The organism is Sulfuricella sp., assembly GCA_041651995.1.
Taxonomy (GTDB): Bacteria; Pseudomonadota; Gammaproteobacteria; order Burkholderiales; family Sulfuricellaceae; genus Sulfurimicrobium.
In genome coordinates, this window is the sequence record JBAZID010000002.1 from 1 (window position 1) to 22,428 (window position 22,428).

General features: G+C 56.5%; 20 protein-coding genes. 11 read left to right on the top strand and 9 right to left on the bottom strand.

Annotated elements, in window-relative coordinates; all coding sequences use genetic code 11:
- From WC392_04680 to WC392_04700, 5 genes are all read left to right on the top strand, one after another.
- On the top strand, positions 1–631 hold a 631-nt coding region (locus WC392_04680), incomplete at its 5' end, for a glycosyltransferase family 9 protein (protein MFA5241658.1).
- Positions 632–641: 10 nt separating this feature from the next.
- Positions 642–1,772: a glycosyltransferase family 4 protein gene (locus tag WC392_04685; protein ID MFA5241659.1), complete on the top strand. Its 1,131-nt coding sequence runs from the start codon at positions 642–644 to the stop codon at positions 1,770–1,772.
- Positions 1,769–2,836: a glycosyltransferase family 4 protein gene (locus WC392_04690; GenBank protein MFA5241660.1), complete on the top strand. Its 1,068-nt coding sequence runs from the start codon at positions 1,769–1,771 to the stop codon at positions 2,834–2,836. Before WC392_04685 ends, WC392_04690 begins: the two co-directional genes overlap by 4 nt.
- A 4-nt stretch (positions 2,837–2,840) precedes the next feature.
- Positions 2,841–4,187, top strand: a complete 1,347-nt coding sequence (locus WC392_04695) for an O-antigen ligase family protein (GenBank protein ID MFA5241661.1) — start codon at positions 2,841–2,843, stop codon at positions 4,185–4,187.
- A 5-nt stretch (positions 4,188–4,192) separates the two neighbouring features.
- Complete coding sequence (locus tag WC392_04700) at positions 4,193–5,278, top strand: glycosyltransferase family 9 protein (protein MFA5241662.1); 1,086 nt, start codon at positions 4,193–4,195, stop codon at positions 5,276–5,278.
- 173 nt (positions 5,279–5,451) lie between these two features.
- On the opposite strand, the gene WC392_04705 is transcribed toward WC392_04700, so the two are convergent.
- Entirely contained in the window at positions 5,452–6,246 is a 795-nt protein-coding gene (locus tag WC392_04705) for a sulfite exporter TauE/SafE family protein (GenBank protein MFA5241663.1), read from the bottom strand.
- Between the two features lie 139 nt (positions 6,247–6,385).
- Between WC392_04705 and WC392_04710 the strand changes: the two genes are divergently transcribed.
- Both WC392_04710 and WC392_04715 read left to right on the top strand, forming a co-directional pair.
- Complete coding sequence (locus WC392_04710; GenBank protein ID MFA5241664.1) at positions 6,386–8,053, top strand: thiamine pyrophosphate-binding protein; 1,668 nt, start codon at positions 6,386–6,388, stop codon at positions 8,051–8,053.
- Between the two features lie 111 nt (positions 8,054–8,164).
- Complete coding sequence (locus tag WC392_04715) at positions 8,165–9,994, top strand: hypothetical protein (GenBank protein MFA5241665.1); 1,830 nt, start codon at positions 8,165–8,167, stop codon at positions 9,992–9,994.
- A gap of 298 nt (positions 9,995–10,292) precedes the next feature.
- Here the strand turns inward: WC392_04715 and WC392_04720 are convergent, their stop codons facing one another.
- The 4 genes from WC392_04720 to WC392_04735 form a co-directional block, all read right to left on the bottom strand.
- The gene (locus WC392_04720; protein ID MFA5241666.1) at positions 10,293–12,782 is read right to left on the bottom strand and encodes a glycogen/starch/alpha-glucan phosphorylase; all 2,490 of its coding nucleotides are present in this window, start codon (positions 12,780–12,782) and stop codon (positions 10,293–10,295) included.
- 101 nt (positions 12,783–12,883) lie between these two features.
- The gene (locus WC392_04725; protein ID MFA5241667.1) at positions 12,884–14,767 is read right to left on the bottom strand and encodes a pyruvate kinase; all 1,884 of its coding nucleotides are present in this window, start codon (positions 14,765–14,767) and stop codon (positions 12,884–12,886) included.
- Between the two features lie 226 nt (positions 14,768–14,993).
- The gene (locus tag WC392_04730; protein ID MFA5241668.1) at positions 14,994–15,692 is read right to left on the bottom strand and encodes an HAD family hydrolase; all 699 of its coding nucleotides are present in this window, start codon (positions 15,690–15,692) and stop codon (positions 14,994–14,996) included.
- 71 nt (positions 15,693–15,763) lie between these two features.
- A complete protein-coding gene (locus WC392_04735; GenBank protein MFA5241669.1) occupies positions 15,764–16,012 on the bottom strand; it encodes a hypothetical protein in 249 nt (82 codons plus the stop codon).
- Positions 16,013–16,139: 127 nt separating this feature from the next.
- Between WC392_04735 and WC392_04740 the strand changes: the two genes are divergently transcribed.
- Positions 16,140–16,517 (top strand): cyclic nucleotide-binding domain-containing protein, encoded by a 378-nt coding sequence (locus WC392_04740; GenBank protein MFA5241670.1) that lies wholly within the window; start codon positions 16,140–16,142, stop codon positions 16,515–16,517.
- Positions 16,518–16,605: 88 nt separating this feature from the next.
- Here the strand turns inward: WC392_04740 and WC392_04745 are convergent, their stop codons facing one another.
- Genes WC392_04745 through WC392_04755 form a run of 3 tightly spaced genes read right to left on the bottom strand, consistent with a single transcriptional unit; the run spans position 16,606 to position 18,636 of the window.
- On the bottom strand, positions 16,606–17,358 hold the full coding sequence (locus WC392_04745) for a hypothetical protein (GenBank protein ID MFA5241671.1): 753 nt from the start codon (positions 17,356–17,358) through the stop codon (positions 16,606–16,608).
- A 31-nt stretch (positions 17,359–17,389) separates the two neighbouring features.
- The gene (locus WC392_04750; GenBank protein MFA5241672.1) at positions 17,390–18,325 is read right to left on the bottom strand and encodes a hypothetical protein; all 936 of its coding nucleotides are present in this window, start codon (positions 18,323–18,325) and stop codon (positions 17,390–17,392) included.
- Between the two features lie 56 nt (positions 18,326–18,381).
- Complete coding sequence (locus WC392_04755) at positions 18,382–18,636, bottom strand: hypothetical protein (GenBank protein MFA5241673.1); 255 nt, start codon at positions 18,634–18,636, stop codon at positions 18,382–18,384.
- 262 nt (positions 18,637–18,898) lie between these two features.
- On the opposite strand from WC392_04755, the gene WC392_04760 reads away from it, so the two are divergent.
- Complete coding sequence (locus tag WC392_04760) at positions 18,899–19,216, top strand: HU family DNA-binding protein (GenBank protein ID MFA5241674.1); 318 nt, start codon at positions 18,899–18,901, stop codon at positions 19,214–19,216.
- A 95-nt stretch (positions 19,217–19,311) separates the two neighbouring features.
- Here the strand turns inward: WC392_04760 and ilvA are convergent, their stop codons facing one another.
- Positions 19,312–20,823, bottom strand: coding sequence for a threonine ammonia-lyase, biosynthetic (gene ilvA, locus WC392_04765; GenBank protein ID MFA5241675.1), 1,512 nt, complete (start codon positions 20,821–20,823; stop codon positions 19,312–19,314).
- A gap of 139 nt (positions 20,824–20,962) precedes the next feature.
- Here ilvA and rpiA point away from each other — a divergent pair, with 139 nt between their 5' ends.
- Positions 20,963–21,622, top strand: a complete 660-nt coding sequence (rpiA, locus tag WC392_04770; GenBank protein MFA5241676.1) for a ribose-5-phosphate isomerase RpiA — start codon at positions 20,963–20,965, stop codon at positions 21,620–21,622.
- A 70-nt stretch (positions 21,623–21,692) separates the two neighbouring features.
- Positions 21,693–22,400 carry a phosphate signaling complex protein PhoU gene (gene phoU, locus WC392_04775; GenBank protein MFA5241677.1) on the top strand — a complete coding sequence of 236 codons (708 nt, stop codon included), beginning with the start codon at positions 21,693–21,695 and terminating at the stop codon, positions 22,398–22,400.
- Positions 22,401–22,428 lie beyond the last annotated feature (28 nt).

Genomic DNA, 22,428 nt, shown 5'->3' on the forward strand with positions numbered 1-22,428 from the left:
CCTCGTCCGCGCCATCGGCGCCACGTCGCTTACCCGGCGCATGTCCCTGCCGCGGCGTTACGGCCCGGCAACCGGCATGGCCCCATCTGGAGCAGGCCGCTTCAAGGGGGTAACCACCATAGGCTTTCAGGCCGGGGCGGCCAACACCTTCAAAATGTGGCCTGCCGGATATTTCAGCGCCCTGGCGGACCGTCTGGCTGAAAACATGGACGATGTGCTCATCGTCATCACCGGCTCACCGGGGGAGCATGCACTGGGTGAGGAAATTATTCGCGGCTGCCGATCCGCCAATATCCGCAACGCTTGCGGCGCGTTTCGCATCGAGGAATTGCCTGCTCTGATCCGGGGCTTTGACCTGCTGGTCAGCAACGACACCGGCACCATGCACCTGGCCATCGCGCTGGGGACGCCCACGCTGTGCCTGTTCGGCGCAACCTCCTCCGGATTGATCGGCCCCTTCCAGGACCTCGACAAGCACCGCGTGATCCAGAAAATACACGAGAGCTCCGCCCACATCCCCAAGAAAAAACGCAGCAATGCGGCAATGAAACAGATTACGGTAGACGAAGTTCATGCGGCCGCCATCGAGATGCTCGCGCAACGCGCCGAAACCGGCTGCACGAAGGTCTAGCGGAATTATGATGCGCATCCTGCTTATCACCGACCAGGCGCCAGAGGCCAACCATTCGACCATCCAGGGAATTTTTGCCGGCCATTTACGGCAATTCGCCACGGTCGATGTGGTGTATTTTGACCGGGCCATCGCGAAGCCGGCCATCCTTGACGGGAAGCTTGTCCTGCCCCACAAATACCGGCGCAGGCGCACGGTTGAGGGGCTCAAGGCCATCACCGACATCAGCGGTTACGATTTCATCATCGTGCGCAATCTCTTTGCCGTGCTCAGAAATCTCCTGGCAAGAAAAAAAGATTACCGCTACCGCCTGGGATTCTGGGAATCCTTCCCTCACAGTTTCAGGCGCATTTACGAAGCGCGCGCAACCGGCCGGGCGGTATGGCGCAAGCGTATCGAATATGCCGTCAAACAGCACCTGGAAAGGCGGCTCATCGAGCAGTGCGACTTCTATCTTCCCATTACCGAGACATACAGGCGCCGCTTTTATCCTGACTTGCGCATTCCCTGCCACCCATTGTCGATGGGCGTCGATTTTTCGCGAATTCAGCCTGCCCTGCATTCAGTGGAAGCTCCCGCGATGAAGAAATTCATCTACATCGGCAGTGTCGACAGACTGCGCCGCCTGGATCTCATTATTTCGGCTTTCCGCGCGGTCAAGGGCGACTTCGTATTCGATCTTTACACCCCCAGCGACAATGACTTCGTCAGGGAACTCAAGTCCGCCGAATTTGCTGACGAGCGCATCCGCATCTGCCCGCCGAAACCGCGCGATGCGCTTTTTGACATCATGCGCCAGTACGATGTCGGCATCGGCCTGATTCCAGAGTCGCCGCTGTATGAGGTATCATCGCCCACCAAGACGCTTGAATATTATGCGGCGGGCATCCCGGCCATCATCAATCATCTGCCGGAATATAGCGCGCTGTTCGACGAAAACTCGGCTTTTTTCTGCGACCTGAACCCGGAAGCCATTCAGGACGCCGTGGCCAGGATTCTGACGCTGGATGGCCAGAAAATCCGCGACATGGGCGAAGCCGGGAAACGAATCGTTGCCGAAAAAAGGGATTACGCTGTAATGGCGAAGTCACTTTTCCATTTCCTCCAGATGATCCACGCTCAAACCGGTCCACGCCAATGAACATCCTTTACCTGACAAACGAACTGAGCAAACTCAACGGCTGGGCGACCGTCGGGGTCGAACTGATCGCCGAGCTGCGCGACCAGCATCATGTCATCGTGATTTCCAAAAAAGGCGACCCGCACAACCCCGGCCATGCCCTGATTAGCGGCGACCACTACAAAACCCCTATTACCCTCCTGTCGGATGCCCGGAACATCCTGCGCAAACTGCAAGGCCAGCGAATAGATGCCATTATTTGCGGCATCGAGCCATATCTGCCGCTTGCCGCGCTGCTCAAGCTCAAACTGGACAAGCCTCGCCTGATGCTCCTCGGGCATGGGACGTATATCTATTTTCCCTTCGTCAAGGGAATGCGAAAAATCCTCAACCGGCAGTTCGCGCGGAGCGTCGACACACTCGTCGTGCCCAGCCGCTTCACCTTCGAAAAGGCGCTGACCTGGTGGAAAGGCCCCATGAACATCGTCCATTGGGGCGTGAACCTGAACGACTACCATCCCGTTGCGGGTCTTCCCAAGGAGCCGGCATTCATCTGCGTGGGCGCGCTGAAACAGCGCAAGGGGGTTGATCTTCTGCTCAGCGCATTTGCCGGGCTTGCTCGCAAGCACCCGGAAGCCAGGCTTTATCTGGTCGGTTCCGCAAGCGACAAATACATCAAGCGGGCCGCCGAACTCGGCATTCAAAACCAGGTTGTCTTCACCGGAAAAGTCAGCCACGAAGCGCTGCTGCATTATTACTCGCGCTCCCTTTGCCATGTCCTGGTATCCAACAATACGGAATCGGCCTTTGAAGGCTACGGCCTGGTGCATCTTGAAGCCAATGCCTGCGGCATTCCGTCGATAGGCGCATCCGGCACAGCCAACGAGGATGTCATCGTGGACGGGTACAACGGCTTTCTTTGCGGCCAGGACGACCCTCACCAGCTTGCCGCCCTGATGGAGCGAATCCTGACCAATGCGGATGAATATGCGGCCCTGTGCGCCAACTCACTCAACTATGCCCGGGAGAGAAACTGGCGCAGCGCGGCGCTGCAACTGACCGCATTGCTGTTTCCGGAGACCTGAATAGATGGGCTCCAGAAACATTTCAATCCTGTTTTTCCTCGGCGCGCTTTTTTTTGTCTGGCCGATACCGGGCACCATTGCCCTGCGTCACCTGCTCATGGTGCTCAGCCTGACTATCCTGACTTATGCGGCATTCAGGCATCGCGCGGATTTCATGCTCCCTCCCGCGCTGCGCATGCCCCTGGTCTGGCTGGGTGCGTTAACGGCCTGGATTATTGCCGGCGCAGTCCTGATTTCACCTGAGCCTTCCTGGTCACTGAAAGAGATCCGGGGGCAATGGCTGATAGCGCTGGCCGCGCTGCTCATCGGGTTCCTCGCGGCCAGCCCCTGGGTTTCCAGGCGGGGCACGCCTGTCAGCCGGGTGATAGCCGTGGTGTTTGCGGGCTTGCTGATTCATGTTTTATATGTCGACTATATCGGTCTGGCGCAACTCGTCATGACCGGCACATTGCCCAGCAGGGTTGCCGGGCTCACGGAAGGAATGGACAAGAGCAATTACCTGACCAACATGCTCATGGCTTTTCTTCTGGCTGAAATATTCTTCAGGGCAAGCTTTGGCAAGCGCACCCTGCCTTTTGACAATGCCCTGCTTGCGGCCATCGTGCTGGCGACACTGTTCAGCTCATACCTGGAGGCCGTACGTAACGGCATGATAGGCCTCATCATCATGTCCCTTTCCCTGACCGGTCTTTATTGGTACGAAAACAGGGGTAAGCACAGTTTTTTCAGGCTGGGATTGACGTTCTTTGCCATCATTGCCACGGCTGGCATTTTCTCCAGCTTTTATGCCCAATCGGACCCGCGCTGGAAAAGCTTTATCGAAACCGTGCCCATTGCCCTCGATACCGAACATCACAAAGCATGGCTGAACCGTGTGCAATATCCCTATCCCACCCTTGCGGATGGAACCATGGTGAATGCTTCGAATTACGAGCGCGTCGCATGGATCAAGGAAGGGCTGCTCCTGATCGCGGATCATCCGCTGGGCATCGGATACGGCAGAAATGCATTCGGACATGCGCTCCATGTCAAGTACGGCGTGGCAGGGGTTGGCCATAGCCATAGCGGGCTGATTGATCTGGGTGTTGGAACGGGCATCCCGGGAATACTGTTATGGCTGGGCTTTGTTGGCAGCCTCATGTCTGTTGCCTGGAAACGCTACAACGGCCACAAAAGTTATTTTGCGCTCGTGCTGCTGTTCATTGTCGCAGGCTTCTTCTCGCGCATGCTCGTCGACAGCATCAGCCGCGATCACATGCTGCAGCAGTTTTTATTTCTGGCCGGCCTGCTTGCGCTGGTCATGCTTAAAGAAAATCAGGATTTGCAGCCGCCCGAAAAACCATCCCGGTGAACACCTTGATCAAAACAGACGACAATCATTCTTCCACACTCAAAATCATCGTGATCCGTCGCGACAATATTGGGGATCTTGTATGCACCACTCCTGTTTTCAGCGCGCTGCGGGAACATTATCCGAAAGCCAGGATTTGTGCCCTGGTAAACAGCTACAACGTCGCCGTGCTGGAAAACAATCCGGACATTGACGAGATATACGCCTATACCAAGGCAAAGCATCGCGCCGCGGGAACCAGTGCGTTCAAAGTCTATTGGGAGCGCCTGAAGCTGTTCGCCCGGCTCAGAAAAGAGCGGTTCGACTATGCCATCATCGGCGGCGCGCATTTCCTGCCGCGCGGCTTGCGCCTGGCACGCATGATCCGGCCCTGTCACATTATCGGATTCACCGAGCAAGGGAAAAAAGGCATTCAGCATATTGATACGCCCATCCCCTATACGCTGGATGCGCCTCTGCATGAAGCCGAGGACATCTTTCGCCTTCTGGCTCCCCTGGCGATCACGGGCGCTCCTCCCCCTTTGCGGGTAGTGGCCAGTAACGCAGAGATGGCCGCGGCCAGGGCGCAACTTTCCGCACGGGGATGGACGGCAGGTCAAACCGTCATCGGCGTTCACATCAGCGCACGCAAGCCCAGCCAGCGCTGGCCGGCGGAAAATTTCGTGGAACTTGTCCGCGCGCTGCACCAGAGCGAAAACGCGGTATTCATGTTGTTCTGGTCGCCCGGCGACGAAAGCAACCCGCATCATCCTGGCGACGACAACAAGGCGCGCCAGATTATGTCCGCCCTGAGCGGCGTGCCCCTTATCGCCTACCCGACCCAGCAACTGCGGGAGCTTATTGCCGGGCTCTCGGTTTGCGACCGGGTGATTTGCAGCGACGGTGGCGCCATGCACATCGCAGCAGGGTTGGGTAAACCCATCCTGTGCTTTTTCGGTAAATCGGACGCCTCGCGCTGGCACCCCTGGGGTGTGCCGCATATCGTGCTCCAGCCGGCAAGCCAGGAAGTGGCGGAGATCAGCGTGAAGGAGGGTTTCGCTGCTTTCGGCAGACTGCAGGAGCAATGCACGAGCCATCCGGTGGGGAAATAAGGCTGTTTCTGATTGAACCTTAAAAAAGCAGTTTAACCACGGGGCACACGGGGATCACGGGGGAATTCAATGAGCTACAAAAGCACGGCTTATCACCCAATGGGTAAACCCAAAAAAACCTTCAAAGCCTTTGTATTCCCCGTGATCCCCGTGGTTCAAATAAGGTTTTCAGGTTAAAACAGACTGATCAGCATGCGTGTGCCCAGCACAATCAGTAGCGCGGCAAACGCTTTCCTGAGCTGCGGCACCGGCAGGCGATGGGCCAGTCTTGCGCCGAACGGCGCGGTCAGGACGCTGGCAAACACCAGCCCCCCTAATGCGGGCAAGTAGATGAATCCCAGACTGTAATCCGGCAAGCCACTGACGCCCAGTCCGTTGACGGCATAACCCGCCGCCCCCGCTGCCGCGATGGGGAAGCCGATGGCGGCCGAGGTGCCGATGGCCTGATGCATCTTGACATTGCACCAGGTCATGAAAGGCACCGAAAGCGTGCCGCCGCCGATGCCCACCAGGCTGGAAACGCCGCCGATCACGCTGCCCGCGCCGAACATGCCGCCCCGGCCGGGTAGCTGACGCGATGGCCTGGGCTTGATGTTGAGCAGCATCTGGGCGGCGACGTAGTAAACGAACAGCACGAAAAAGCCCTTGAGAAAATTGGAGGACAACTGGGCCGCCAGCACTGTGCCCAGCAATGTCCCTGCCAGGATGCCGGGGGTGATGCCACGCACCACCTGCCAGCTCACCGCGCCGTGGGCATGGTGGGCGCGCAGGCTGGACATGGAGGTAAACAGGATACTTGCCAGCGAAGTGCCAAGGGCAATATGCAGGATATGGCTGGCGGGGAAATGCTGGGCGCTGAAGATGAAGGTCAGCACCGGCACGATCACCAGCCCGCCGCCCACGCCCAGCAGGCCCGCCAGGAAACCGGCGAAAATGCCGGTCAGCAGATAGAGCAGCCAGAATTCCATATCTATCCTCAGCGGGTTGGAAATCGCCAATTGTAAACGTTAGGGTTGGCTAAGCATCCACTCCTTCAGTTAAACTTCACTCCCCGAAACGGAATCGGATAGTCATTCGCCCGGAGATCGCCGGCAGCAATGCGACAACATGAATATAGCAGTCAGTGAATTAATCGTAAGATATATGGAGCGCCTGGGGATAGAACATATCTTCGGCATGCCGGGCTCGCATATCCTGCCGGTCTACGACAGCCTGTACGACTCGAACATCAGGAGCGTGCTGGTCAAGCACGAGCAGGGCGCGGCCTTCATGGCCGGCGGTTATGCCCGGGTCTCCGGCAAGATCGGGGCCTGTATCACCACCGCTGGTCCCGGCGCCACCAACCTGGTGACCGGCATCGCCAATGCCTATGCGGACAGGCAGCCGATCCTGGTGATCACGGGAGAAACCTCCACCCATATTTTCGGCAAAGGGGGCTTGCAGGAAAGCTCCGGCGAGGGCGGCAGCATTGACCAGGTCTTGTTGTTTGCCGGCATCACGCGCTACCACAAACTGATCGAACGCATCGATTACCTGCCCACTGTGCTGAACCAGGCGGCCAAACACCTGTTATCCAAGACTCCCGGCCCGGTGGTGTTGAGCATCCCCTATAACGTGCAGAAAGAAATGGTGGATGCAGCCATCCTGGATCAGGTTTCCTTCACCCGCCCGGCCGGCGAATGCACGCTCGCCGAGCCGTTCATCGACAAGAGCGTGGAGCTGATCCGCGCGGCGAAGCGCCCCCTGATCATCGCAGGCTATGGCTGCATCCGTTCGGGTGCGCAGGAACACTTGCGCCGCATCAGCGAGCGTCTCAATATCCCGGTGACCAGCAGCCTCAAGGCCAAGGGCGCGATCGACGAACGCTCCGCGCTGGCGCTGGGCAGTCTCGGCGTCACCTCCGGCGGTTACGCCATGCGCTATCTGGAACAGGAGGCCGACCTGGTGCTGGTGCTGGGGGCTGGCTTCAATGAAAGAACCAGCTATGTCTGGGACAATCATCTGCTGGCGGGCAAGAAACTCATCCAGGTGGATAACAGCGCCCAGCAACTGGAAAAGGTCTTCCGTGCCGACCTCGTGGTGCATGCCGATCTTGGCGCCTATCTGCAGGCGCTGGATTCAGCCATTCAGGTGCAACAGGTGGCGGCGAAAGAGCCGATGGATATCACCGCTTTCATCGCGGCCGCACAAGCCCGGTCAGATGCCGCCGGCGAGACGATTTTCAACCACCAGTTCGACCATGTGCGCGCCTTCTATGGCTGGCTGGAGCAACGCTTTCCGGACGGTCTGGTCATGTTCGATGACAACATCGTTTTCGCGCAAAACTTCTACCGGGTGTCCGCCAGGGACCGTTTCTACCCCAATACCGGCATCTCCTCGCTGGGTCATGCCATCCCGGCCGCCATTGGCGCCGGCTGCGAAGTCGACCAGCCCCTGTTCGCCATGATCGGCGACGGCGGGTTCCAGATGTGCGCCATGGAAATCATGACGGCGGTGAATTACGGCATCCCGCTGAATATCGTGCTCTTCAACAACCACACCATGGGACTGATCCGCAAGAACCAGCACCATCTCTACCACGACCGCTTCATCGACTGCGATTTCACCAACCCGGATTACGCGCTGCTGGCGCAATCCTTCGGCATCCGGCATTGCCGGGTGGAAAGCGCGCAGGACCTGGCGAAGCTGGATGCGATCGATTTCCGCCACGGCATCAATCTCATCGAGATCCTGATCGATCAGGATGCGTATCCGAATTACTCATCCAGACGCTAGTGGTTAGTCAATATGAAACATCAACACAACGTAGGTCGGGTTTCAACCCGACATTTCGGGCTGAAGCCCGACATTTCGGGCTGAAGCCCGACCTACATTTCTGAATTCAGCATGACCGATTTCGTGACTACGCATCTGGCGGGGTGCATCGCGCGCCACCAGTCCGCCATCCCCGGCCTGGCCGTCATTGGCAGGAAACTGCAAAGCAGTTCCGCATCGACCGACGCGCTGGTCGAACTTTACGAGCAGTGCTACCCCTTGCTGGAACAGGCGATGTGGTCGCCCGGGGCGGACTTTCACCCGCTGCTGGATTGCTACCAGTCCCTGTTCCGCGAGCAGGAAGCCCTGATTCAACAGCGCGGTGGCGATGACCGCCCTCATTTCATCCTCGCCATCCCGGTGGCGGACCGCCCGCCCCATCTGCGCGCCTGCCTCGAAAGCATTGTCCAGGTGTGCACGCTGTACGACTACGGCGGGAAGACCTCCGGCGTGTGGGACAAGATCAGGATTGTCGTCGCCGAGGACAGCCGCGATGAAGACAACATCCGCCGCCACATCGAGCTGGTGGCGGAATACCGGCGGAAAGGCTTGCAGATCTTTCACTTCGGGCTGGCCGAACAGTACGAACTTCTGCAATCCCTCCCCCTTCACCAGCGTGGACGCTTGGGGCACCTGCTCACCACCCAGCCCCGGGAAAAGTTTTATCGCAAGGGCCAGGCCGCCAACCGCAATCTCAGTTACCTGAAGATGCTGCAACTGACGGAAGACAAAAATAGAACCCTGTATTACCTGGTCGACAGCGACCAGCATTTTTGCGTGAACCGGCAGACCGAATCCGGCGAAGAGGTGGTGTACGCGCTGAATTATTTTCACGCCATAGCCAAAATCTTCCGCACCACCGGCATCCTGATGCTCACCGGCAAGATGGTGGGCGACCCGCCGGTGTCGCCGTCGGTGATGGCGGTCAATTTCCTCGACGATGTGACCGCCTGCTTTACCCGCCTGGCCACGCTGGCCGGGGATCAGGCCTGCCGGTTTCATGGCGCGCAGGGGCCGCTGGCAGGCGACGCGGCCTACCACGATCTGGCCGGGCTGTTCGGCTTCGAAAACAAGGCGGAGACGTTTTCCTACCCGTGCCGGCTCGAAGGCGAGCACGACCATCGCGCCTGCCTGACGGACTTCGCCCGGCGGCTCAACGCCTTTTTCTTTGGCGAACACCTCTTCCGCAAGACCTGGTTTGCCTACGGCGGCGGTTTCACCCGGCTCACCCCGGCGCGCACGGTTTACCCCGGCAATTATGTCGTCAACTACGCTGGGCTGAAATACCTCATCCCCTTCGGGCATTTGCGTTTAAGAATGTCCGGCCCCACCGCCGGGCGCCTGATCGCCGCCGAGATCGCCGGGCGCTTCGCCGCGTGCAACCTGCCCAACCTGCACCGCCGCACCACCGAGGCGGGCCTGGACGACGACTTCCGCCCCGGCGTGGAACTGGACGGGGAGCAGCAAGCCATCGACCTTTCTGACGAGTTCGAGCGCCAGTTCTTCGGCGACCTGATGCTGTTTTCAACCGAAGAACTGGTCCGGCAGGCGGACGTGAACCAGCCCTTTGTCCGGGAGGCGATCGAGGCGGTCATCGCCCGCAAAGAGCCGGAACTGCTGGCGCTGTACCGGCAAAAACATGAAGCCATCATCGCCCGGAACCGGCAACTGCATGAGCTGGTGTTCAACGCCGGCCACTGGTGGCTGCGCGCGCCCGGACTGGCGCCTGCCTTGCGGCAGGTGCAGACCTTCATCGACAACATCGAGCGCAATTTCGGTGAACACGCCCCGGCCTGGGGTCAAATCCAGTCCGCCGGGCATCGCGCGCAGCGCAAAGTGCAGATAGTCAAGGCCTTGATGAATTACCGGGCGGAGCGGGATGCCTGGGATAGGCTGCTTTAATCTATAAAAAGCACTTAACCACGGAGTTCACGGAGAACACGGAGTAAAAACCATGGATTGCATGATGTTTGGCATTCACCCCTTGGGTGAGGCCATAAATGACCGCAAACCGCCTTTGCGAGTTGGGTGACAAGTCGCCCATCCCTGCCTACCCCGCTTCTCCGTGTTCTCCGTGCCCTCCGTGGTTATCGAACTGAGGTTTCTAGGTTTAATCCGGAAACTGCATTTCACCGCAAAGGACGCAGTTCAGGCAAGTGATATGACGCGCGGAGTTTGTCGCTTGGGGGGCCTGTAAAGGTCAATCCTTGGGCATTTCCACCGACAATGCTGTTGCGTGCCAGATGTCCTGGTTGTATTCGCGAATGGCGCGATCTGAAGAGAAAATCCCGCAGCGTGCCACGTTCAGAATGGACATGCGTGACCATTGTTCCTGATCTTTGTAAGCCAGGCTTACCCGGGACTGGCAATCGATATAGTCCTGAAAATCGGCACACACCAGAAAAGGGTCGTTATTCAACAGATTGCCGGTTAACGGCCGGAACAGGCCTCTATCCCCGTGAGAGAAAAGTCCCGAGTCGATCAGGTCTATGACAGCACGCAGGCTCTCATTCTGACTATAAATATCCCAGGGGTGATAGCCTGCCGCCCAGATGTCTTCTACCTGTTGAACTGTCCTGCCGAAAGAAAAGAAATTCTCTTTACCCACGGCTGCCCGGATCTCGGCGTTGGCACCATCAAGAGTGCCGATGGTCAACGCCCCATTCATGGTGAATTTCATGTTGCCAGTGCCGGAGGCCTCCTTGCCGGCAGTGGATATCTGCTCTGAGACGTCTGCCGCAGGATAGATGTGCTGGGCAGTCTTGACGCTGAAGTCGGGCACGAATACCACCTTTAGCAGCTTGTTGACCTGGGGGTCGCGGTTGATGACATCGGCCACCGAGTTGATGAGCTTGATGATCAGCTTTGCCATGTGGTAGCTGGGCGCTGCCTTGCCACCAAAAATGAAGGTGCGCGGTGTAATGTCCAGCGACGGATCATGCTTCAGGTGATGGTAGAGGCTAAGGATGTGCAGCACATTGAGATGCTGACGTTTGTATTCATGGATACGCTTGACCTGGATGTCGAACAAGGTATCCGGATCAAGCCTGATGTTGCAGCAGTGATGGATGTAGTTCGCCAGGCGTTCCTTTGCAGTGTGCTTGATTCCGCGCCAACGGGATCGGAAGGCACTATCATCGGCAAGAGGCTCCAACTGGCGCAGCCTTTCCAGATTGCGTAACCAATCGCCGTCGATAGTCTCTTCAATCAGTGTGGCAAGCGGTGGATTGGCCAGGGCAATGAAACGCCGTGGCGTCACACCATTGGTCTTGTTGTGGAATTTTTCGGGCCACATATCATAAAAATCCCGCAACAGCGTGTGCTTGAGCAGTTCACTATGGATTTCCGCAACGCCGTTGATGGCCATGCTGCCTACACAGGCCAGGTTGGCCATGCGCACGCGGCGAATGCCATCGCCTTGCCCCTCGTCAATCAGCGACATGCGCGCAAACCGCGTCGTATCGTTGATAAAGCGAATGCGCACGTCGTTTAAAAAGCGGTCGTTGATTTCTAATACGATCTCCATGTGACGTGGAAGGGTGTGCTGGAACAGGTCCAGAGGCCATGTTTCGAGCGCTTCCGGCAGCAGGGTATGGTTGGTGTAGGCGAAGCTTCGCTGGGTAAGCGCCCAGGCAGGATCAAAGCCCATCTTGTGCTCGTCGATGAGCAGTCGCATGAATTCGGCGATGGCGATTGCGGGATGAGTGTCGTTAAGCTGGATTACGAACCGTTCCGGAAAAAGATCGAGACTCCCTTTGTCTCGCAGGGTCATGCGAATCATGTCCTGAAGCGAGCAGGAAACGAAGAAGTATTGCTGGCGCAGCCGCAGAGCCTTGCCGGCCGCCGGTTCGTCGTTGGGGTAGAGTACCTTGCTGATATTCTGGGCGACTACCATGTCTTCAATGGCGCCGTAGTAGTCACCCGAGTTGAAAGCCTGCATGTCGAAGGATTCGCAGGCCTCGGATTTCCACAGCCGCAAAAAATTTACGTTGAGAACACCATAGCCCAGAATGGGGGTGTCATAGCCAACGCCATAAATCATGGATTCCGGTACCCAGTTGATGCACAGGCAGCCTTTGTCGTCATGCTGGCGTTCAATACGCCCGCCAAATTTCACCGGATAGCGGTGTTGCGCCGGCAATTCCCATGGATTGCCGTTGCGTAGCCACACGTCCGCCACTTCCACCTGCCACCCGTCCTTGATGCTCTGTTCGAAGATTCCGTATTCGTAGCGTATGCCATAGCCGATGGCGGGGATTTCCAGGGTCGCCAGGGAATCCATGTAGCAGGCTGCGAGGCGGCCGAGGCCGCCATTGCCAAGCCCAGGCTCTTCCTCGGCATCCAGGATGGTTTCCAGGTCCAGACCCAATTCCTCCATGGCCTGGCGGACATGGTCCCCTATATCCAGGTTGAGGATGTTGTTCCCCAAATGAGGGCCTAGCAGGTATTCTGCGGACAGGTAGGCCACCATCTTCGCATCCCGGCGCTCGTACTTCTTGACCGATGCGACAAAACGCGACAGCAAACGGTCGCGTATGGTGTAGGCCAGCGCAGTGTAGTGGTCGAGGGTGGTGGCGTTGTCGAAGGTTCTTCCGGTGACGTAGAACAGGTTGTCGACGAACGATCTTCGGATAGCTTCGACCGAGCGGGCGGTGCGGGTGTGCAGGGATCTTTCGGCAATGTCGGACATGCTTAGCGCCTCTTGACCGGTCGTATGCCGCCAGCAAACTCCAGCAGGTCAACGCAGTGCTTGTCATTACACATTCTGAATATCTCGCTCTAAATCAGGTTTTACCAGTGCAATGCCCTGAGCTGCGAAGTCTTTTTTTTCTGGTGGGCCTGCATTTTTTCAACCACGTTATCCAGCACTTCAATGGCGTTGAGAACAAAAGGACCCTTGTTAAGCATGACGCACTCTGCCCGTTCCGCCATGGCGGCATCGGTTATTTCAGCGCGGGATGGGAAATTCTGTTTCACCAGCCCTTCCAGCACCTGTGTCGCCCAAACAACCGGGACATGAGCAGCCTCGCACAGCCACAGAATTTCCTCCTGGATTTCTGCCATGCGCGTATAACCAATTTCCACCGCCAAATCGCCACGTGCGATCATGACGCCAAAGGGGCGGCACCCGGCACCCCGGATAATTATCTCGGGCAGATTGTGCAGCCCCTTGCTGGTTTCGATTTTGGCAACAATGCCGATTTTCTCGCTGCCCCGGGAAGCCAGTTCGGCGATGAGCTGTTCCATGTCATCGGCCGACTGCACGAAGGAATAGCCCACCATATCGGCATGGGCGGCGACAAAATCGAGGTCGCGCAGGTCTTTTTCAGTCAGGGCGGGGAAATTCAGTTCGCTGTCAGGAAAGTTCAGCCCCTTCTCAGGGAGCAGCTTTGCCCCTTCAGGGCGGGCTTGAGTGATGCGCAGCAACGCTCCGTCATCGTTCAGCGCTTCCACTACTGCACCGATTCGCCCATCATCGATCCACACACGATGTCCCGGTTTCAGATAATTAAACACTTCCGGCTGGATACAGGAAATATGAGCGGGCACCAGAGTGTTTCCATCCTCATCCATCTTGGGTGGTTCGCCCGGGATGGGCGAATGTGTCAACTGCAGGGCATATCCCTGGTGCAAAATAATGGGCTGCGGCTGCGCCGCAATTTCACCTACCAAGGTATGTACCGGTCCGTCATGACTGGGATTGTTGCGTTTCAGTTCGATGCCAGGACGAAGATAGGCGCCCTCGTCGCATTTGGCCAGAACTTCATCCCGGGATATGCGGTTTAGAATGGACAGCTCGCGGGGCCTGTTTTGGGCATCCTTAAAACGGATGATGTCGCCATGCCGCAGCGCTTCCTGCCATTCGGCGTTCACGGCCAGGCGTGCAGGAATACGCCGCCCCAGCCCGTCGCGTTCGGCTGGACGGCCAGGCTTGCCGCTGCCATCGAGAATCACGCTTGCCGCCATTGCCAGGTTGCCCTGCAGGTTGCGTTTTGGCTTGAGATGAATAATGGCAGGACCGGGGGTAACCGGGCCGGTTCTCAGCTTCGGGCCGGCAAGATCCATCAGTATCTTGCATGACTTGCCTGTTTCCTGCTCGGCCTGGTGCACATATTCAATCATGCGCCGCCACTCGTGCAGGCTGTCATGAGCACAATTGATGCGAGCGCAATCCATGCCGCGCAGAACCAATTCACGCACGAATTGATAATCGCTGGCCGCCTCGCTGGGGAAGGTCACCATGATGCGTACCCAGCGGCGGGAAGGCTGCGGGCCGAATAGCCGGTTGGTCTGGCGTTTATGAATGACTTCCGCACGCTCCATGCATGCGCTTGCTCGCACCAGTTTTTCCGCAGAATGAGATTTTCCTGAGATGGTTGTCAGGATGTGAATAATCGCATCCAGTGACGCGAGAACATGCGCCTCGCTACGGCCAAGTGAGGACAACCCAAGATTGGCCAGGCGGTTTTGCATGTGACGCAGATCTTGCCGGCGCAAGCCGAGATAGGCGGAGAGATTGGAAGCGCTGGAAAGAAAATCCTTCCGCTTGATATGAGGGCGCCACAGATCCATGCATTGCTTCTGCACTTTCCTGATGGTTATGCGCAAGAATTGAATCTCACGTAGAAGTTGCACCATGTCATCTGGCGAGGACAGGTGGTTTTTCGCATTCATGATACTTAATGCTTTTACCACACCAAGATTACCGTTTGATGAACCCAGAAAATCCATTTTGGCGTAGGTGGGGCTTCAGCCCGACATGTCGGGTTAAAACCCGACCTACAACCCATTGGTTTTACGATACCTAAACGGCTAATGAACTATCCGGGATGAGCGCAGCTTTCCCTCCGAATCTATGCGAGGGCGCAGTCCAGCAAATCCGGGGGCTTTCGGCCCATAATCAGATCCGTCCAGCCATATCCAAAGCGTGTAGCAGGCGGTCTGAAAACTCGGTTGGCGATGACGATATTACCTCGCCCGGCACCCCAAACTTTTGCGTCAGGCGAGCACGGTCTTCTGAACCATAGGCGACAACAAAAGGGTGCATGCCGGCACTGATTGCTGCAAGATAGTCGCCATACTCGTCGCCGCAGGCGTAGGAGCGAGCTGGGTTGATGTTGAAGATTTGCCGCGCATCCTTCAAATGTGCGGTCTTTTCCTCCCGTAGCGGGATGCAGGCAAAATAGTCGAATTCGCCAAGGTCGAGGCCATGTCGCAGAAACAGGTGTTTCAGTGTTTCTGCGGGTTGATTCGTTATATTGCGGGTGACAAGACCGACACGGACGTCAGGATCCGCCAGCAGTGTCCCGAGCAAGGGGGCGATGCCGGGATACAGGCAGGCCTCATCACGATAGACATCGGTCAGCGTTGCAAGCAACTGTTTGCGGCTTTGTTTGCCAAACTGGCGACGCAGATTTGTCGGTAGCTCGCGCAGGCCGCCTAGATATTTGAACAGTTTGCGCCGTTTTTGAAAGCGCTCAAGGTCGCCAAGGGCCATGCCATGTCGCATAAAAGCCAGTTCGATAGCATGAAACGCGTCAATGGTCGTGCCATCAGCGTCAAAGATCACCAGTCTTTCATGGTTTTCGTACTGAGCCATATTGCAAGCCTAGTCCACTTGTGTGACAAGTTAATGAAGAGGACAGCAGGCGGTGTTACACCCATGAGATATCAGAGATTGTTGCTTGGCGTGCAGATCAGTGCAGCGATGCGTTCTTTCGTTTTTGTGTAACGATCCAGCCGCCAGCTTTTCAGTGTTTCTATGGCCAGCTCGAAATCATTTAGCGGTAATTCATAAAGATCAGAAATGTTGAATTTTCCCTCTATGCACAGCGCTTTGATGAACTTCTTCAGAATCATCAAATCCGGGTTTTCCGGGCCATTCAAAAAACGTTTCTCAAGATCCTTAAGCTTGGACATTATAAAAAACCTCTTTGAAAATATTATGGAGCTTGTTAATTTAGCACAACGTAATCACATATATGGATATGATCATCCATTTATCAGCAAGAAATTTACGATAATCAAATAATGATGAGGGGTCTCCATGGATTTTTCCAACCTGTTTAAGCATGAAGCCGAAGGTGTCAATTTTGCTGCTGGAGAAACCATACTTAAGTGTGGGGCTATGAGTGACGTGATGTACGTGGTAATTGAAGGGGATGCAGAGATCAAGCTGGGCGATAAAGTGTTTTATACGGCGCATGCTGGCAGTTTGTTGGGAGAATTAGGCCTTATTGACCACGCGCCTGTGAGCGCAGATGTGGTTGCAAGGACTGATTGTAGATTGGTCATGATCGATAAACGCCGCTTTCTCTTCCTGATTCAGCAGACGCCGAATTTTGCATTGGATGTGATGAAAGTGATTGCCGAACGCTTGCGGGCGATGAACCACTACGCTTTGGAATCATCCAAAAATCGATAACACGCGTCAGGGCTGACTTTCAAGACCAGGCATTGTGGATGCATTGAATCGCCCCGGTGTGGAAAGCATGCAATAACACATTGCTTGATCACACGTACTGTTGTTTCAAGCTGACCGAATCCTTCGCATTCCCGACAATCTCCCGGCGGTATTCCCGGTAAGCTTCTCGCGCCTTACTCAGCACATCCTCCGGAATGGCGATATGCGAGTAATCGACCGCTGTCCTGTCGATTCTTCCGCTATGGATGCGCCCGGACGAGTCGCCTTTTCTGGCTTTACCGGTCTGGCTGAAGATCTGATAGCGCTCGCTGAGCGGCGAATCCAGTTCCAGCCAGTCCGATAGCCTGGGCAGCAGTACCTCCGGCGTGCGCTGCAAGATTTCCGCATCGAAATAGTAATAGGGCCGGCCGGCAGTCCGGCTGAAATCGGCGAGCGCCTGGAGCCGGGCGATATAGTAGTTCGCCGCCTCGACGGGCGAGGCGTAGAGATCCTCGACCTCTTTCCGGGCAAACAGGTTGACGATGCTTTTGATCGTGCGTTCCGGTTCCAGCAGGGAGATCAGTATCTTGATATTCGCCAGCCCAAGCCGCTCGGGGTTCAGCGAGTAGTCGTTATGCAGCAGTTTGTCGAAAAGAAAGCGGCTGTTCTTTTTGAGCGCATCGCTTTCCAGAAACACATCAAGCTGCCGGTCCAGCGCGGAGGCGTCCTCGTAGCTGAGATGCATTTCATAGTAACCATTGATCTCTGGGTGCGAGCCGAGGATATGCCCGGCCAGGGTGGTAAAGGCGCGCATATGGCTCAGCAGGAAAATTCTGGCGCGGGGTTCAGGCGAGGCATTCATATAATCAGGCCGGTTGGCGTGCAACGCTACACTAGAACCAGAACGAGGTGTCCTTCAGCAGAAACTCCACGTGCGGCATGTAGTGCGAGCCGTCGCAGGAGAAGGTCAGGCTGATCATGCCGTTGAAAATATTGATCGAGGCGGTGCGCAGGTAGATGGTGGGGTCGGCCAGACGCAGGGATTTCATGGTATCGAGAATGCGCCGGATATCGATCTGCTCGATTGCGGCATTGCTGGGGTAGGGATGAACCGGGAAGAGCAGGCAAACATCCGGATCGTTCAGGGCATCGTGATCCAGCATGTGATAGATGTACGGGTCATCCAGGGTCCAGATCGTGACCCGGCTGCTGGAAAAATGGATCACGCACTGGAATACCCCGCGGTGCGTCAGCAGTTCTTCCAGGATGGAGAGGGCATGCTCCATGTTGCGGTCCATCGGACTTTCCGTGCGCGACTGCAGGAACACCGTGCTGCGTATCGCCGGATCGCCCTTGACCTGCATCCAGTAGCCGGGCTCGTGGTAGAGCCCGGATGTCACCGGGAGGTTGCGCAGATCAAAGTCGGCGCCGAGATAGCCGAGTGAGTGGGAATCGGCGCGCACCACCTGCAAGGCCGTGAGGGAAGGGCGGCGCTCACGCAGGCTGATATAGGCATCTGAAAGTAAAAACCCCCAGCTCGGCACGACTTCTTTCATGTAGGGCCGCTGGGAGCGGTCGCGGCCAAAATGCTCCAGCCCCAGTCCGGGCTGGCCAACGTTATCGCAAATCTGGATACCCTTGGCATCGACGCAATACAGGAACGAACAGTGGGGAATGGAGGAGAATCCATCCATGAGCACCGCGTCCAGCTGTTCACGGTTATTCCATGCCGGCGCACATCGCTCGGCCAGATGCGCCAACGGTTCGCGCAGATTACGCGCCAGTTCTTCCCGTTGCAGGTAGATACTGTCCTTCCACGAATTTCTCATATTGTCACCACTCTCGTCAGCGAATCATCCGGGTGGCGATCAATCGAGAGAAAGTTCTAGATTCTCAAAAGATTGGCTCCGGGAGGATCGGTCCGAAAGTTTTCCGCAATCAGATTATCCAGACCCTGGGTGGCCAGAGGCGCCATGGCTGGGTATTTTATAACGCCATTGCCCGATGTGTTGATCCATTCCTTGATTTTCATCAGGTCATCCACGGACAATACGGTCTTGCTGTTTTTATGTTTCCACTGTGAGCATAAATCAACCGCCAGGGCGTAGGCCAGTTCATGCTCGGGACAGAAAGTTGCCATGTTATTTCTCCTTTGGAAGTAAACAAATAACATCACAAACTCTAGGCGGCAGATGTTGCAGCGTGATGACAGCAAGATTTCTGCTTGTTTCCATCTTGTTTCCATGGAAGGGGCTGAACAAAAGTGTGCATGGTCTTTGCGAGTGCAGGTTTGTGTGGCGGAATTAACTACTTTTCCGATGAAATGCAAATGTAGCTTGGCTTGAAGGTCTTTTATCCCCTAAAATCCCTACACCCATTCACCATAACGAGGAGTCAGCAACATGAACAAGGGCGAAATAGTTGATGCCGTAGCCAAGATTAGCCAGCATTCCAAAGCTCAGACAGCGGAAATGTTTGATGCCTTCGTGGCCGTGGTGCAAAACGCACTGAGCAGCGGTGATAATGTGCAGATGATCGGCTTTGGTACTTTTGCCGTCGAAGAGCGCGCAGCGCGCGTTGGCCGCAATCCGGCCACCGGCAAGGAACTCAAAATCCCAGCCAAGAAGGTCGTCAAATTCAAGGTAGGCGCCAAGCTGAAAGACGCGGTTGCTGGCGTCAAGACAACCGTCAAAGCCAAATCCGCAGCCAAGAAAAAGTAATTCGCGTATCCGGGCGGCCGATCGGCCGCCCTTTTTCCTTGGTTTCCCCTGCCTGTTTCAGGCGCTTATCCCGGATTTTTCCCGCAGTTGAAGCGCTACCCCAGAAACAATTTGTAAGCAGGATTGTCGTTTTCGTCCCAGTAGCGGTAGCCCAGCTTGTCCAGAAATGCGGTGAATGCCGCTTTGTCCCGCGGCGGTACCTGGATGCCGACCAGAATACGGCCATAATCGGTGCCATGATTGCGGTAGTGGAACAGGCTGATATTCCAGTTGTGGCTCATGCTGTTGAGAAACCCCATGAGCGCACCAGGGCGTTCCGGAAATTCGAAACGGTACACCAGTTCGTCCTTCGCCAGCGGGGCATGCCCGCCCACCAGATGACGGATGTGCAACTTGCCCATTTCATTGTCGGACAGATCAAGCGCAGGCAGCCCTTTCTGTTCCAGTGCCGCCAGCAACTTGGTCACCTCGCCCCGGTTATGCACTTGCACCCCGACGAAAACATGCGCATTGGCGGGGTTGGAGAAACGGTAGTTGAATTCGGTGATGCTGCGCGGCCCGATCAGGGCACAAAAATCCTTGAAACTGCCTGGCCGCTCCGGAATGGTGACGGCAAACAGCCCCTCGCGCTGCTCGCCCAGCTCCGCGCGCTCAGCCACATGCCGCAACCGGTCAAAGTTCATGTTGGCGCCAGAAGCAATAGCCACCAGATTCTTGTTTTTCAGCTTTTGCCGCTTGGCATACAGCTTGGCGCCCGCGATGGAGAGCGCGCCGGCGGGTTCGAGGATGGAGCGCGTGTCCTCGAACACATCCTTGATTGCGGCACAAATCGCATCGGTGTCGACCAGGATCACTTCATCCACCAGTTCCTGGCACATACGGAAGGTTTCTTCCCCCACCTGTTTAACCGCCACCCCATCGGCAAAAATGCCCACCTGGGGCAGAATCACGCGCACCTTCTGGCGCAGTGACTGATACATGGCATCGGCGTCCACCGGCTCGACACCGATGATCCTGATTTCTGGCCGCAAACGTTTGACGTAGGCCGCCACACCGGCGATCAGGCCGCCGCCGCCCACCGGCACGAAAATGGCATGTAGTGGCCCACTGTGCTGTCGAAGGATTTCCATGCCGACCGTGCCCTGGCCGGCGATGACTTCGGGGTCGTCGTAGGGATGAACAAAAGTCAGTTTTTTTTCTTTCGCCAGTTCCACCGCGTGAGCATAGGCATCGGAATAGGAGTCGCCGTGCAATATCACCTGGGCGCCACGCGACGCAACCGCGTTGATCTTGATCTGCGGCGTGGTCGCTGGCATCACGATCACGGCTTCGCACTTGAGGCGTTGCGCGGCCAGCGCCACGCCTTGCGCATGGTTGCCAGCAGAAGCGGCAATGACACCGCGCTTCAGCGCCGCCCGCGGCAACTGCGCCATTTTGTTGTAAGCGCCGCGTAGCTTGAAGGAGAACACCGGCTGCATGTCTTCGCGCTTCAGCAGGAGCGTGTTGCCCATCCGGCCGGAAAGATTGGGCGCGACTTCCAGCGGGCTTTCGATCGCCACATCATAAACACGGGCGGTAAGGATTTTTTCCAGATAATCGGTTGGCATAAGGCTACATAGTGAATGGTATATTGGGCCGAAGATTAACAGGAATCGGCGTTTTTGAGCAGATGGCCTATAGCCTAAATTGCCGCCAGCCGCTATCCTTTAGGCTTTTAGAACCGATTGTTTTGGAAGCCCAGTAAAAATGACTCAAGACGAACTGAAGCAGGCCGTGGCACGCGCTGCCATTGAACATGTCCCCAGCGGTATCATCGGCGTGGGAACCGGCTCCACCGCCAATTTTTTCATCGATGAACTGGCAAAAATCAAGCACAAGCTTGATGGTGCTGTCGCCAGCTCCGAAGCCACCGCCCAGCGCCTGAAGAAGCACGGCATCGAAGTCCTCGACCTGAACAGCGTGACCGAACTCGCCGTGTATGTCGACGGCGCGGATGAAATCACCGAACACATGCACATGATCAAGGGCGGCGGCGGCGCGCTGACGCGGGAAAAAATCGTCGCTGCATGCAGCAAAAAATTCGTCTGTATCGCTGATGGCAGCAAGCTGGTCGGCATGCTGGGCAAGTTTCCCCTGCCGGTCGAAGTCATTCCCATGGCCCGCAGCTATGTGGCTCGCCAGCTTACCAGGCTGGGCGGCCAGCCGGTACTGCGCCAGGGCTTCACCACCGACAACGGCAATGTGATTCTCGATGTTCACAACCTGCAGATCATGAATCCGGTCGAGCTGGAAATTGCCATTAACCAGATTACCGGCGTGGTTACCAACGGCCTGTTTGCCTGCCGCCCGGCAGATGTGCTGCTGCTTGGCGCTGCCGAAGGTGTCAGGGTTATGACGGCAAAATAAGCACGTCACCAGATTGTCATACACCCCCACTAGAATTTGCCGATTTAGCGCGTAGTCAGGAGAATCCGCCATGTCCCAGGAACACATCTTTAAACAATTCGACGCTGAACTGGAACATGTCCGCTCGCGCATTCTGCAAATGGGCGGCCTGGTGGAAGAACAGATCAACAAGGCCATCAAGGCACTGACCGATGGCGACCTGGCGCTGGCCGATGAAGTTATTGCCAGCGACTTCCATATCAACGACCTGGAAATACAGATCGACGAGGAGTGCACCAAGATCATTGCTCTCCGCCAGCCCACTGCCGGCGACCTGCGCATGATCATGACCGTGGAAAAAACCATCACCGATCTGGAAAGGATTGGCGACAAGGCGGAAAAAATCGCCCGTATGGCAAAGAAGATTTACGGTGCAGACCGCATTTCAACTCCGCGTTTTACCGAAATCAAGCACATGAGCGACATGGTGCTGGAAATGCTGCGCGCTTCGCTGGATGCATTCGCCCGTCTCGACGTATCTGCCGCAACCCAGCTGAAGCGCCAGGATATCAAGGTGGACGAAGAGTACGATGCGGTACTGCGTCATCTGATCACTTTCATGATGGAAGACCCGCGCATGATCTCGACCGCCATCGATATCCTGTTTGCCGCCAAGGCGGTGGAACGCATTGGCGACCACGCCAAGAATATCGCGGGCTACGTGGTTTACATGGCTCAGGGCAAAGTGGTGCGTCACGCCAGCATGGAAGAAATGGAGCGCAAGATCGGGGAATTGTAGGGCTCGTTATCGTATGTCCAAATTTTCC